Genomic DNA, 13,726 nt, shown 5'->3' with positions numbered 1-13,726 from the left:
GTCGTAATTCCTTAATATTGATAAGCCACCACCTGTCTTTCGCGCCGCAGGGTTTCTACAAGCGCTCTATGCTGGGTAACATTACCCGTCAATCGCCAAATGGTATTCAAACATTCTTTGTTATAGCGTTGACTTACAATGACAGCCTTAAAACCCATCCGTCTGATTAACTGCTCGGTATGTTCAAAATCTGCCTCAGATGAGGTCTGCAGTTCATAGTCTTTTATCTTGTGGTAATTGTCAATATAGGTTTGCAAATAAGTTAGCAGCGCTAAAATCATCAGAACCAAGCCTACACCAATAAACGCTAAAAATATATATCCGGCACCAACACACATGCCCAAAGAAGCTGCAGCCCAAATTGTCGTAGCGGTTGTTATACCACTTACTTTATTGTCTTCTTTGAAAATCACGCCTGCTCCTAGGAAACCGATACCAGTAATAATGTTTGCCGCCAATCGATCTGGATTTGCCAATCCAATTTTTAACGAAAGAATAGTAAAAAGACAAGATCCAAAGCTCACCAATATAAACGTCCTCAAACCCGCGGATTTATTGCGATATTCACGTTCAATCCCAATCAGCAGACCTATTAAGACTGATAACATGATAAGTAAAACGTCACGCGATTCAAAAGGTTGTAATAGGCTATCCATGAGTTTATTTCTTCTTCATCCAATTTAAGAAAAATAGGGAGATCTATCAAATGACCCCCCTATTCAAGAATAACTTTTTATCGATCTAATACATCGGAACTTTAATCAGCAATAACGATATATCATAGTAACCTTCATTTTCATCGACCTAATACATTGGTACTTCAATTAGCAGTAATGATGTATCATAGTAAGCTTCAAGCGCTATTTTTTCAGTTTCGTATAAACCAATGGCATCTCTTCTTGATAGCATTTCATTTGCTACGGCGATCTTTCCTTCCAAAACAAAAAGATAAAGCCCATTTTGCTCCGAATGAACAGTATATTCTATCTTTTTACCCACCTCGATGTCTGCCAAGTTAAAATATGCATCCTGATGTATGTGTACAGCATTGTTATCCATTTTATCCGGTGAAACAATCGTTGCAAATTTATTGTGTCGATCCAGTTGAAGGTAGGATTTCTGATCGCATCTGGGCTCCAACCCTATTTCGTTGGGAATTACCCAAATTTGTAAAAATTTAACAAGATCCTTCTGATTGCTATTAAACTCGGCATGCTGCACACCTGTACCTGCAGACATGATCTGCACATCTCCTGTTTGGATCGTACAGCCATTGCCCATACTATCTTGATGCGCCAGCGCCCCCTCCAGTGGTATGCTAACAATTTCCATATTATCGTGTCCATGCCGATCAAAACCTTGACCACCTTCCACCTGATCATCGTTCAATACCCTCAAGGCACCAAAATCATCCCTTCGGGATCAAGATATTGTCTAAAACTGAATGAATGCGCACTTTTCAGCCAGCCGAAATCGACGTGGCCACGATCACCTTCCCGATGTATAATCTTTTGCATGTTGTCCTCCTTACTGCATAAGCTTCTAACTATCAAGGACAAAACCCATACCAACAGGAATATAAACACAAAATCTGACAATTTGTCAAAAGAGAGGACTACAGTGGCTTTAATTTATCCGGAGCGAACGAATGAACAAGTGCACGAGCGAGAATTCTATTCGGGTCTATAAGAATCATCCCATTGTGATCCCTTTCGGGAATAGCCAAAGGCAACTCTGCACAACCCAAAATAATGACCTGTGCGCCTTTCTTTTTCAGGTCGTCCATAACCAACAATAGATCTTCCCTTGCTTTATTCGCAATCGGTACGGGTTGGGCCTTTATTCCATAATCCTCATCATAGATTGCATTATTTACCTTCTCTTGCTGCGATCCTTCTGGTTCAAGAACAACGAAACCTTTTCGAATAAATGCTTCCCGATATAAACTGCAGATCTGTTCTCCTGCGGTAGACAAAATCCCGACTGTCGTGTCGGGATAGTTTTCCACTACAAACCGAACCGTTTCATGAACGATATGCAATAGTTTTAACCCACTCCCCACACGCGCCATTTCATCTTGAACGACGGAAAAAATAGGCTCTGCATGTGCTGTATTGGACGGAATCGCGGCTATGGTCGCTCCAGCCGTTTCAAGTTGTCTTAAAATTGCAGCAATAGCCTTACCTGGATTAACATTGGATTTATCCAATAAATACGCCGTTCGGTCAGGGATCAAATTTGGACATGAGAATAACAAGAGCGGCAAGTGTTCCTGATCGGATCTTGCCGCCGTCTCATCTATAATTTTCTTCGTAATATCCAAGCCGCCATAAGGGCCTAGTCCACCTACTATTCCAATCATAAAACTATTTTTATATCATAGATATAACCAATAGTCTTACAAATGGTTTGTAGAAATTACCATTCTATCGCTTGGTCCTCGTCAGGAATCTGCGTATTTAACTTTCGTTCTAAAGTAAGCGATCCAGCAACTTTATAGCGAATCGGCACATTTGGAATCATGGTATAATCCGTAAATTCATAATCAATATTATTGATCGTAAGCCAACGCCATTTCAAATAGGGGCGAACTTTGTCCATTGCTTCTGAGATGGTATAACTTGCGTCTTTATTTAGTCTCTCCTTAAACCACCTATAATTTACTGATTATTAGTATTTTGGGTTTAAAATAGCTTGTTTTTTATTGCAAGAATTTGTATCTTCGAGCTTTAAAACCTTGCAAATATGTTGGGGAAAAATCCAGAAAAGAAGCCAGAATTATTCCGCCCAATGTTGGTGGATTTTATTGACCACGAGCATGAACTTGTTCTACTTTCAGAAAAAATAGATTGGAATTATTTTGAGAAAGAATTTTCGCCCTTGTATTCCAAAGTGGGCAATCCGAGCCATCCGATTCGGTTTATGGTGGGTTGTTTGCTACTGAAACATTTGTATAATTTGGGCGATGAGACGTTGGAAAAAGCCTGGATCATGAATCCTTATATGCAGCATTTTTGTGGCAGGGTTTTCTTTGAACACGAATTTCCTTGTGACCCGAGTAATTTTGTTCATTTCCGAAAAAGAATTGGCGAAAAAGGTATCGAAAAAATCTTTGCCTACAGCGTAAGAATGCACGATGCCAAGACGAACACCTCAAATTTTGTTTTGTCCGATACTACCGTTCAGGAGAATAATACCTCTTTTCCTACCGATGCAAAATTGTGCAAAAAAGTGATCGATTATTGCAACAAAATAGCCGGAAATGAAGGCATAAAACAAAGACAACGCTACACAAAAGTCAGCAAACAAATGGTGCGCAACACCTACAACGGAAAACATCCCAAGCGGGCAAAAGCGGCAAGGAAATCTCAAAGACAGCTCAAAACCATCGCCATGAGACTGATTCGTGAATTGCAACGGAATTTTAATGCAGAACAGCAAGAATTTTATAAAGATTTAATGACATTGTACACCAAGGTTGTCACACAAAAAAGAAACGATGCCGATAAAATTTACAGCATTCACAAGCCTTTTACCCGATGTATTGCCAAAGGAAAAGCGCATAGCCAGTATGAATTTGGGAATAAGGTAGGTTTGATAACCACCGCCAACAAAGGCAAGAAAATCATTCTCGGGATTAAAGCATTTTTGCAAACTCCTTACGATGGTCACACCATAGAACCACTTTTGGAACAGATGGAAACCGGTGGTCAAAAGCTCCCAAAAGAACTCCTTTACGATAGAGGTGGCAGAGGAAAATCAGAAATAAAGGGCGTGAAAATCTCCATCCCAAGCACTCCAAGAAAAAAAGACACTGCTTATCAAAAGCAGACAAAGCGCAAAAAATTTAGAACCAGAGCGGCAATAGAACCTATCATCGGACATTTAAAAACCGATTTTAGGCTGGCAAAAAATTACTTCATGGGAGAAACGGGACCACAAATCAATGCATTACTAGCTGCAACCGCTTGGAACATGAAGAAAATGATGGAACTACTGAAACAGAAAATTATTTTCTTATTTTATAAGATACAAATTATGCTGTTTTCTAATCCTGTTTTTAAAAATAAATTAAATAGTGGGTTTTGTTAAGGAACGACTATTTACAACAAATTTAATACTCGGGTTATCCGACCGGAAGGTCACTGTGCCAGTCTTGGTAAAGGTTGCATATATTTTGTAATTCCGTCGGTCTTGTCGTTCTTCGTCAATATTTCCTGCATAGAAAAAAACAGTATTTTCGTCGACGACATAGCTCCTAATTTCACTTTTCACTACGGGGGTTTCATTCTCTTGTCCCTCCATTCTGGTTAAGAGGGCAGCCCCCGAATAATTACCCGAATAATCGTTGAAGGGATTAACGCGAAGAATCGCTTTCCTGTAGTACTTACGCGGATGTCCTTTATAATTCGCTGAAGGGTCGTCCATAATCGTAAGCGGCAATACCCACTTTTCAGTCATATCAATGCCCTTTAAAGAGAAATCTATAGCCAGTAAGCCTGTATTTTCCCCGGCATTAATGTTTACTGTAGCAGGGAACGAATAATAATTGCTACTTAATTGTTGATAATAGAAATCTTTCCGGTTTTGAAATCTTTCAAAATTCAGCACATTCAAAGTATCCGCATCCACTCCAACCTGAACCGAAAAATTTGATTCATTATTGGTCGATCCGCTCACAATCAAAGGTTGTAAAAAGGTGCTTTTAGCAGCATCCTTATAACGAACATGAATATTAGCGACCCCGTTGTTGTCTAAAGGAGCTTTAAAGGAAATATAATGTTCATATTGTTCTTCCTTCCATTCATCATTGCATGCTCCAAAAATGGAGAGAATCAGCAATAGAAAGAATTGTATATATAACTTGTTCATAAGATATCTATTTGATTAATCGTTATAAGTCCATCCTGGATTTTGTGTTAAGTTCTTATTGCGTTTTAGTTCGCTATGACTAATCGGCCAAAACCACATTTTATCTGCAAAAGTTGTTTTCAAAGCCCATACCGCAACTGGCTGATGAAAGAGATCCCGATCTTTTTGGTTCATGAGGATATTACAACCATAGATAGGCAGAGCCTCTTCGACGGGAGCATCCATCCAACGGCGTAAATCATAGTAACGTTGCCCCTCTCCCATAAGCTCGATAAAACGCTCGCGTTTTAATGTTTTTCTCAGCTCGACTTTATTGCTATATACACTTACACTGTAATCTGGTACGCCACCGCGAATCCGTACAGGCTGTATTCCTTTTTTCATCTCTGCAATATCTCGGCTAATGGTGTAAACACCACCTCGCCAAGATGGAATACTATAGGATCCGCCCAGCTCATTTAATGCTTCAGCGTACATGAGTAAAATATCCGCATATCGAATTGCCGGCTCCGCTTTTGGCACGATACGAGCCATACTTCCTCCTTCATAAGTATCATTTTGATGAACAAACTTTTTAACACCGAAACCTGTGCGGAGCCAATAGGCATTGGACGAGTTAAACCCATTCCCCTTGTCATTATCGCGGTAATAAAACACCTGTTGGTTCCGATTGCGTTCTTGTGTTTCGTTCAACAATGTCCAGAAACTACCATTGAAAGCAACAGAAGCATAAAAGCGAGGTTCGCGATTCGCATACTGCAAAGAGACTCCCGGGCGCAAGGGCTTGTATTTTCCCTTGTCATAATCTTCTTGTGAAACATAGCCGCTCAAGCGATTTGAACCATTTCCACGACCGATTTCTTTATCCATTCCCGGTACATCCAAACCATTATCCATATAGTAAGCGTCTACAAGTTTTTGCGTCAGCCCGTGTGTGTTCCATCCAGTTGCCGAACGTGGAAGCTGATGGGCAACCATAGCATCAATCCCTTCGTTCTCCTGATTGGTACCACGTGTGAAGATTAACTCAGGGTTTCCAGAGGCTGGCAACGTACCGTCAAATACCTGGGCATAAGATTTAGCCGGGTCGATATTTGCCCAGCCATCGGGCCAGCTCTTTTCCGAGAAATTGTTGTCTTTAGGCGGTATTACTGTGGCATCATTTCCTGTTGTTTGTAATCCTGTCCAATACAGTTGATACACGCCTAGTTCCATAACATCCCGCGCCGCTGCCGCAGCCTTAGCCCACTTCTCTTCTTTATATTCTGCGGAAAGGAGACGTTTTCCTTGATTGTCAACCAACCTTGCCCCAATACTTGCATTATTACCATTGGCCAGCGGACTTGCAGCATACAGTAAGGCTTTGGCTCGCGTTGCCAAAGCTGCACCTACACTCGGACGGGCAGAGCCATCTTGGCTCCTTTTCATACCCAAAGCTTCCATTTCTTTTGCCGCCAACAACATTTCATCACTAATATAGTTAGCGCACTCTTCATACGTATTACGTGGAACCGCCAAATTATCATAGCTATCCGTATAGTCTAAGCCCTCATCTGGCAACAATGGAATCGGTCCATATTTACGAAGCAAAAGCCAGTATAAATAGGCCCGTGCAAAACGCGCTTGCCCGCGGTAATCCGCAATTTCAGCAGTAGACATTTCAGTATTCATATAAATATGCTGAATAAAGGTGGTTGCATTCCGAATCCCACGGTAACATTGCGCCCATGTCCCCTGTTTATCATTCTCCGTATAAAGGCCCATCTTAAACATGTTGTAAGACAATTCATTTTTTGATGGATCATAATCTTTATCGCGATCACCATAGTACATATCATCTGCAAAACAATGCGGAGTAAGCCCTTTACTTGCTACATCTGCATTTTCACCCTTGAATTCTAAAAATACATTGGCAAGCCACTCTTCCGAATAGAGCTTGCTCTTAAAGACTTTCTCGGTTGTGAGGCGGTCTTTGAAATATTGATCAGACTTTAAATAATCTTTTGTACAGGAAGAAATGACGCCTGTGCCAAGTAGAAGCATCAATACAACATATAATTTCTTATTTTTCATTTCTTTAAATTTTAAAGGTTAACATTGACACCAAAAGTGAACGACTTTGGCAATGGATAATCTTCTCCCCTTGGGCTTGCTAATTCGGGATCCCATAATTTAAATGTTGACCAAGTCAGGAGGTTGCTACCAATGACAAAAAATCGAATGCTATTTGCCCGGATACGATTGGCCAGATGTTTGGGCAAGCTATAACCAATATCTACAGTTTTAAGTCGGAGATATTGACCATTACGCAGCCAAAAGGTAGACTCCCGGAAGTTATTCGGATTAGGGCCATAACTCAGCCGCGGGTACGAAGCATTCGGATCTTCCGTCGCTGGATTTCCAGAAATATCGGCTGAAATCCACCGATTATCGCCCATACTACCTTTCATCACTTGCCCCCACTCGCCTTCACTAAAGGCATATACAGTCTTTCCATAGGTGAAGAAAGTAGATTTACCTGCTCCCTGAAAATACACACTGATATCCAAATTTTTCCAGCTTGCCGACGCGCCCACACCATAGATTAGATTGGGTCTTCTGGTTGCTCCGACAGCGACCCGATCGCCATCATCGATAACGCCGTCGCCATTTACATCTTTGTATTTGATATCACCTGGTTGGTAGGTCCCAAATGTTTGTTTTGGACTATTGCGGATATCATCGTAATCTTTAAAAAGCCCTAAAGCGATCAATCCAACCGCCTGATCTACACGGTAGCCTTTTCGATTTTGATAACCATACACATTATTTTCTTCATCGATTGTCGTAATTTCATTTTTACTATAGGTAATATTACTTCGCCCTGTCAGATTCACCTCGCCCAATTTTCCCTTATACTCCAACCGTCCATCGAAACCACGTGATTTAACCGCCCCCACATTTGCCCTTGGTGTACTTTCCAAGCCCACCAAGCTTGGCAAATACCTACGTTCCATATAAATTCCGGTCCGTTTTTCATCAAAGAAATCCAAGTTGGCAATAACTTTATCCTTAAACAAGGCGAGGTCAAAGCCTAAATTTTTCTTGACAGCCATCTCCCAGGTCACATATGGCGAAGCAACTTGGCTATATCTTAAGCCCGTATAATTCCGATCAACGCCATAGTCTCCCCACTTGTAAACACTAGAAATTCCAGAAATTGTGTATAAATAAGGGAAACGCTCTTGATCGTTTCCAATTTTTAGCTGATCGTTCCCCACTTTACCCCAAGAATAGCGGATCTTGAACATATTCATCCAAGGCATATTTTCTTTGACAAATGTTTCTTCTGAAACATTCCAAGCCCCTGAAATGCCGGAAAAAATCCATACTGCTGACCAATGGCAAAGTTCTCTGATCCATTATAACCGAAGTTAAAATCAACAAAATAACGTGATTTCCAATTGTAGGTAACTCGACCGGCCATTCCTTGATTACGTCTTGCTATACCATTTTTTATATCATCGCCGAGATCTACCGTTTTTACAAGAGCATCGCGTGTAAATCGAGCAACCGCTCCGATATTATGATCACCAATATTTCTATCATAATTAAACATCAGATCATAGAATTCACGTCGATCTCCCTTGGAGAAACTGTATTGATACATTTCTCTCGGATCTGATATATGCCGATAAACTATTTGACCATTTTCATCTCTTGCACGTTCGGCAAGCCATTGCTCAGGCCATTTTCGTCGCTGAATATTATTCTCATTAAAAGTGTCGTAGCCGACAATTCCCCGGAAACGAAGGCCTTTAGTAATAAAATCAAAATTTTGTTCGAGGGTAATATTGGTCTGCACTTTATTGGTCCAGTTCTCATTGAACCCTGTTTGTGTTGCTACTACCCATGGATTTGTCATATTACCTTCACCGATCGCAGGAACCCGGCCATCAGAGTACATTATCGGGGTTCTTATGGGTGAATATCCAAATAGTACTCCCCAAAAGAAATCATCACCTAATCCGGGGCTATTCCTTTTACTGAGATCTCCAGCCACACCAACTTTAAGCAAAGTTGATTTGGTCACATTGATATCCGTATTTAAGCGATAGTTCCAACGTCTAAAATTCGCATTTGTATTATAGTCTTTACGCAGGGCTTCATCTGTTTTGTACATCCCGCCCTCATCAACGTAACTTCCTGACACAAAATAACGGGCAGTTGGTCCGCCGCCACTTAAATTTAAATTCGCACGATAGGTCATCGCTCCTTTTTTGAGCAACATATCTTTCCAGTTCACATTCGGATAAAGATCGGGGTCTAGGCCCAATCGCAAGATTTCGAGTTCTTCAGGTTGATAGACCGGAGCATTGTTTCGCGTAATACGCGCTTCATTCAGTAGGTTTGCATAAGTTACACCGTCCTCAAACTCGGGCGTAATGGTCCGCGTGTTGTAAATATTTTCATCTTTTACGTTAATGCTGATTTTTCCCTCTTTACCATGTTTGGTAGTAATTAAAATAACACCATTAGCCCCCTTAGATCCATAAATCGCCGTTACAGCGGCATCTTTGAGCACTGTAATGGTAGCAATATCTTCGATGTTGATATCATTGATATCCCGTTCAATATTGTCAACGAGGACCAAGGCAGCGGTCCCACCGCCAAAAGTTGAGATCCCACGTATCCAAAATTCAGAAATGTTTTTACCGGGTTGGCCAGATTGCATCATCGCCATCACGCCGGGTACATTTCCGGCGAGCGCATTTGTAATGCTGGATGTAGGATTTGATTTCATGGTCTCGACATCCACTGTACTGACAGCCCCTGTTAATGTCAACCTTTTTTGTGTACCAGTACCCGTTACAACAACCTCATCTAACACACTCGTTTCCGCCTCCAGCAAGGTTACGTTGATAGTCAAGTTATCTTTTACCAAAACCTCCTTTTTTTGATAGCCAACAGAGGAAAAAATAAGTGTTTTATAGCGATCGACTTTAATTTTATATCGTCCATTATTATCGGTTACCACACCCCATCCCGGAGCATCTTTTACCGACACGCTCACACCGATCATAGGTGTCTTCTGAGCGTCGGAGACTAGCCCAATAACCTCCACGCTTTCTTGGGCCATGGTTAAGCCAATTACCGTGAGCAGTAGCGTACATAGCAGTAATAATCTTTTCATAATTCTTTTTAGTTTATTGGTTTTGGCTAGCTTGGTCCATCTCTTCTAGCGCAATCTTACGAATACGACGATTGGCTTGATCTCCAATATAAAACGCTCCTTCCGCTTCATTATAAGCAATACCTGAAGGGCGATCAAAACGCGCTTCTAGTCGCAGGTCCCCGTTTACATAACCGTAAGGATTACTATTGAGGCTAGAACTTCCCCTACCTGCAAAGGTTGTAACGCTTGCTTCAGGGGTTAAAATCCGTATCGCATGGTTCATCTGATCCGTGAAATAGAAATCATACGCATCATTCTTACCCGCATCAACATAGGCTTGATTTTTTACAAATACACCTTGATAGGGATTATTTAAGCGCGCTGAAGAGCCGACGCCATCTTGATAACCAAAAGCTCTAATTTGACCACACACGAGGTAGGGCTGTGTAAATCGTTTCTTTTCCCAGTTGTAGTTTACCCGGAGAATATAGCCTTGATTAATGACAACGATATAGGCATAGTTGCCCGTCGGATGGATGAAAATCTTGTACTCCCACTGTGGATCATGCACCACAAATAATGTCTCATAATCTTTAACACCCAGCACTTCGCTAAAATATTTATTGAGGTCGAATCGAAAAAATTGTCCCTTTTCATAACTATTGAAATACATTTCTCCATTCACAGGATGGATTGAGGCACCATTACACTGTTTATAAGTCGTTAGAACTTCTCTATCCTGCCAGTTTCTGTCACGAGATAAGCGATAAGTCGCCCGATCATTTTCTCCGCCACGATCCTCTGCAATAATCATATACTTTTTATCGAGCGTAAAATCAACACTACGGGGGCGGTCAAAATCCGAACGTTTTTTGGTGATGGTACTATCCTCGAAATTGACGAGGTATAAGCCATTATTGTTATCAAAGGTCATCCAGAGATGTTTGGGGTTGGCAGGATCAAACTTCATAAAAGAAGGTTCCCAAAAACCGCTGGCCATTTTATTTTCATCAGCATGCTTAAATTTTCCATCCCGCCAGGGTTCATCACCACGCGCATTTCTATAGCCTGCAAGCGTTGAGACAACCATCTTACGTTGATAATCGAACAGCCTTTCTGCTTTACCAACAATCTGTTTGTCCTGATTACCCACGCGAACCTCAATATCCCCTCTAAAAGCCTGTTTAGGCACAAGGCAGTACAGAGACTCACCCAATACATTGACAACGACTGCTTTCTTTCCGCCAATAAGGACCGAAACATTCTTTGGATCGTTTCCAAAGTTTTTGCCATAGATAACAAGGCGCTGGCCAACACCTCCGGATGTCGGTGCAAAATCAGACACAACTACAGGCTGAGAAGGATCAAAAGGAATTCCTTCATTTACAGCGGCAGGCTTATCCTCTTTACAACCTACAACGCTTAAGCTTAGCCAGACAATAGCCCAGATTAATCGATACAATAGCCAGCAGCCGCTTGCTGCTTGTTTAGTTTTCATAAGATATTATTATTGGTTAGAATTTATTCTATAAACATTACATATAACCGCCAATGAATCCCAGAGTCATTGATCTTCTGATACATCCATTAAAATTTCGTCAGCATAAAAGCTATTTCAGGGGGTATTTTTAGGACGAACGGATTGAGGCTCGCCTCATCATCGAGCGAACGATTAGTTTTAATTTCCACATAATTGGTTACTTTTATATAAAGCTAAATGGTATTAGCTATCTTAAGCTAAAAAAAGACTTTCTGACAATCGATTCAAAGTCTTCCGGTTTTTAAAATTACTTTTCTACTTATTTTTCTATTTTAAACTCACAATAGCTATCGACCTTAACGGTTCTCATTCCCCGTGCTCTACACTATTTTTTCTTCACGAAGAAAATGGACGAATGATTTCTGATTTAACTTTCTAAATGCTTCTCTAAGGTTTTCTTTCTATAATTGATTACTCAAATTTAGGGATTGTAAAGATTCTGATACTATAGAATTATCTCAATAAACTGCTTATTTGTATCACAGCAAATAAAGATGACCACATACTTGCGTACACACCACTTCTTGGATATTATTTTGAAAAAAGGTTGGCATGTGAAAAGCATTTTGCTTTGGCTGACTGGAGAATTAGCCCGCTATTCGGAGATCTTATGGATCAAGCTGTATCATTTGCTGCTCGCTTGGGTTCAAACAAAAAAACCTGCAAAATATTTGCAGGTTTTTATCTTTTGTAGCCCGTAGGGGAATCGAACCCCTGTTTCAAGAATGAAAATCTTGCGTCCTAACCCCTAGACGAACGGGCCTTTTAATGCAACTCCAATAACATTGTTGTTTTTGGAGTTGCAAATATAGACCTTAAAATCAGTATTCCAAAAATAATTTTAAATATTTTTTAAATAAGGTCGAAACCGATATCTCTTCTGAAGTATTTACCTTCAAAATATATCCTTCCGGCATCTGCAGTTGCCTGCTGAAGGGCTTCGAACAGCGAATCTTGCAATGTGGTAACAGCAATTACACGTCCACCTGCAGTAACAATCTTACCATCTACTTCTTTCGTACCTGCTTGAAATACGATGGATTCTTTGACATTTTCAATATTGGCGATCTCTTTTCCCGACTCATAATCTCCAGGATAACCTCCCGCAACCAACATGACAGTTACGGCAGTTTTAGGAGATACCGTATAGGAACGTTGCTCCAGATTACCCTGTGCAACACCTTCCAGCAAATCTAACAGATCCGATTCAATACGCGGCAATACAGATTCAGTCTCTGGATCTCCCATACGAACATTATACTCGATGACATAAGGCTCTCCTTCCACATTCATCAAACCGATGAAAATAAATCCTTTATATGGAATGCCATCTTTTTTAAGTCCTTCAACTGTTGGTCTGATAATACGCTCTTCTACTTTATTTAAAAATGTCTCATCTGCAAAAGGAACCGGAGATATCGATCCCATACCACCCGTGTTTAGGCCTGTATCCCCCTCTCCAATACGTTTGTAATCTTTTGCAGAAGGAAGCACTTTATATGAATTCCCATCTGTCAAAACAAAAACAGACAATTCAATTCCTTTTAAGAATTCTTCAACAACCACAACTCGGCTAGCTTCTCCAAACTTTGAATCTGCGATCATCGCCTTTAACTCTGCTTTAGCATCTTCCAGCGTCTCACAGATCAACACTCCTTTGCCTGCAGCTAAACCATCGGCCTTAAGCACAATCGGCAATTTTTGCGTTTCAAGGTAAGCCAATCCATCTTCCAACGATGTTGCATCAAACGATCTTGAAGCAGCCGTAGGTACGCCATGGCGATCCATAAATTGCTTTGAAAAATCTTTTGAGCCCTCCAATTGAGCCCCCTCCTGTTGCGGCCCTATTACCGGGATATCTTTTAAATCTTCCCGATTTAAAAAATAATCATGAATACCTTTTACCAAAGGCTCTTCGGGACCGACGAGCACCATTTGCACGTTATTCTCCAAAACGAAGGAAGCAATAGCAGCAAAGTCAGTAACTTTAATATTTACATTCTGACCATACGCACCTGTTCCAGCATTTCCTGGAGCAATAAACAATTGATCTAAACGTGGACTTTTCGACAACTTATAGGCGAAGGCAGATTCACGACCTCCTGAACCGATTATTAGGATATTCATAACACAAAGATATTTTTTTTATGCTAATTTTA

9 protein-coding genes, 1 tRNA gene and 2 pseudogenes are annotated in these 13,726 nt (G+C 40.8%); 1 reads left to right on the top strand and 11 read right to left on the bottom strand.

Annotated features, from left to right (window positions below; all coding sequences use genetic code 11):
- Positions 1-11: 11 nt before the first annotated feature.
- The 5 genes and pseudogenes from DTA23_RS15400 to DTA23_RS15385 all read right to left on the bottom strand — a co-directional run.
- The gene (locus DTA23_RS15400; RefSeq protein WP_112375199.1) at positions 12-656 is read right to left on the bottom strand and encodes an MgtC/SapB family protein; all 645 of its coding nucleotides are present in this window, start codon (positions 654-656) and stop codon (positions 12-14) included.
- A gap of 148 nt (positions 657-804) precedes the next feature.
- Positions 805-1,398 (bottom strand): pirin family protein, encoded by a 594-nt coding sequence (locus tag DTA23_RS15395; protein ID WP_236586143.1) that lies wholly within the window; start codon positions 1,396-1,398, stop codon positions 805-807.
- Positions 1,395-1,517, bottom strand: coding sequence for a hypothetical protein (locus tag DTA23_RS29250; RefSeq protein WP_256603926.1), 123 nt, complete (start codon positions 1,515-1,517; stop codon positions 1,395-1,397). The genes DTA23_RS15395 and DTA23_RS29250 overlap by 4 nt, the downstream gene beginning before the upstream one ends.
- A gap of 98 nt (positions 1,518-1,615) precedes the next feature.
- Entirely contained in the window at positions 1,616-2,362 is a 747-nt protein-coding gene (locus DTA23_RS15390; protein WP_112375198.1) for an aspartate/glutamate racemase family protein, read from the bottom strand.
- A 56-nt stretch (positions 2,363-2,418) separates the two neighbouring features.
- Positions 2,419-2,628: pseudogene (locus tag DTA23_RS15385) on the bottom strand (DUF4973 domain-containing protein); the annotation flags it as partial.
- A 117-nt stretch (positions 2,629-2,745) separates the two neighbouring features.
- Here DTA23_RS15385 and DTA23_RS15380 point away from each other — a divergent pair.
- Positions 2,746-4,092 (top strand): IS5 family transposase, encoded by a 1,347-nt coding sequence (locus DTA23_RS15380; protein WP_112373584.1) that lies wholly within the window; start codon positions 2,746-2,748, stop codon positions 4,090-4,092.
- On the opposite strand, the gene DTA23_RS15375 is transcribed toward DTA23_RS15380, so the two are convergent.
- The 6 genes and pseudogenes from DTA23_RS15375 to purD all read right to left on the bottom strand — a co-directional run bounded on the left by DTA23_RS15375 (position 4,072) and on the right by purD (position 13,694).
- Positions 4,072-4,872 (bottom strand): DUF4973 domain-containing protein, encoded by an 801-nt coding sequence (locus DTA23_RS15375; protein ID WP_112375197.1) that lies wholly within the window; start codon positions 4,870-4,872, stop codon positions 4,072-4,074. The genes DTA23_RS15380 and DTA23_RS15375 overlap by 21 nt on opposite strands.
- Before the next feature lie 15 nt (positions 4,873-4,887).
- Positions 4,888-6,945, bottom strand: a complete 2,058-nt coding sequence (locus tag DTA23_RS15370) for a RagB/SusD family nutrient uptake outer membrane protein (protein ID WP_070562409.1) — start codon at positions 6,943-6,945, stop codon at positions 4,888-4,890.
- 11 nt (positions 6,946-6,956) lie between these two features.
- Positions 6,957-9,934 (bottom strand): annotated as a pseudogene (locus tag DTA23_RS15365) (SusC/RagA family TonB-linked outer membrane protein).
- A 124-nt stretch (positions 9,935-10,058) separates the two neighbouring features.
- The gene (locus DTA23_RS15360) at positions 10,059-11,525 is read right to left on the bottom strand and encodes an IPT/TIG domain-containing protein (protein ID WP_112375196.1); all 1,467 of its coding nucleotides are present in this window, start codon (positions 11,523-11,525) and stop codon (positions 10,059-10,061) included.
- Positions 11,526-12,258: 733 nt separating this feature from the next.
- Positions 12,259-12,330 (bottom strand) — tRNA-Glu (locus DTA23_RS15350).
- A gap of 89 nt (positions 12,331-12,419) precedes the next feature.
- Entirely contained in the window at positions 12,420-13,694 is a 1,275-nt protein-coding gene (gene purD / locus DTA23_RS15345) for a phosphoribosylamine--glycine ligase (RefSeq protein WP_112375194.1), read from the bottom strand.
- Positions 13,695-13,726 lie beyond the last annotated feature (32 nt).

It is taken from the genome of Sphingobacterium multivorum (genome assembly GCF_900457465.1).
In the GTDB taxonomy this organism is placed as follows: domain Bacteria; phylum Bacteroidota; class Bacteroidia; order Sphingobacteriales; family Sphingobacteriaceae; genus Sphingobacterium; species Sphingobacterium multivorum.
The sequence above is the reverse complement of the archived record's forward strand: the minus strand, read 5'-3'. Positions and strand labels throughout refer to the sequence as shown.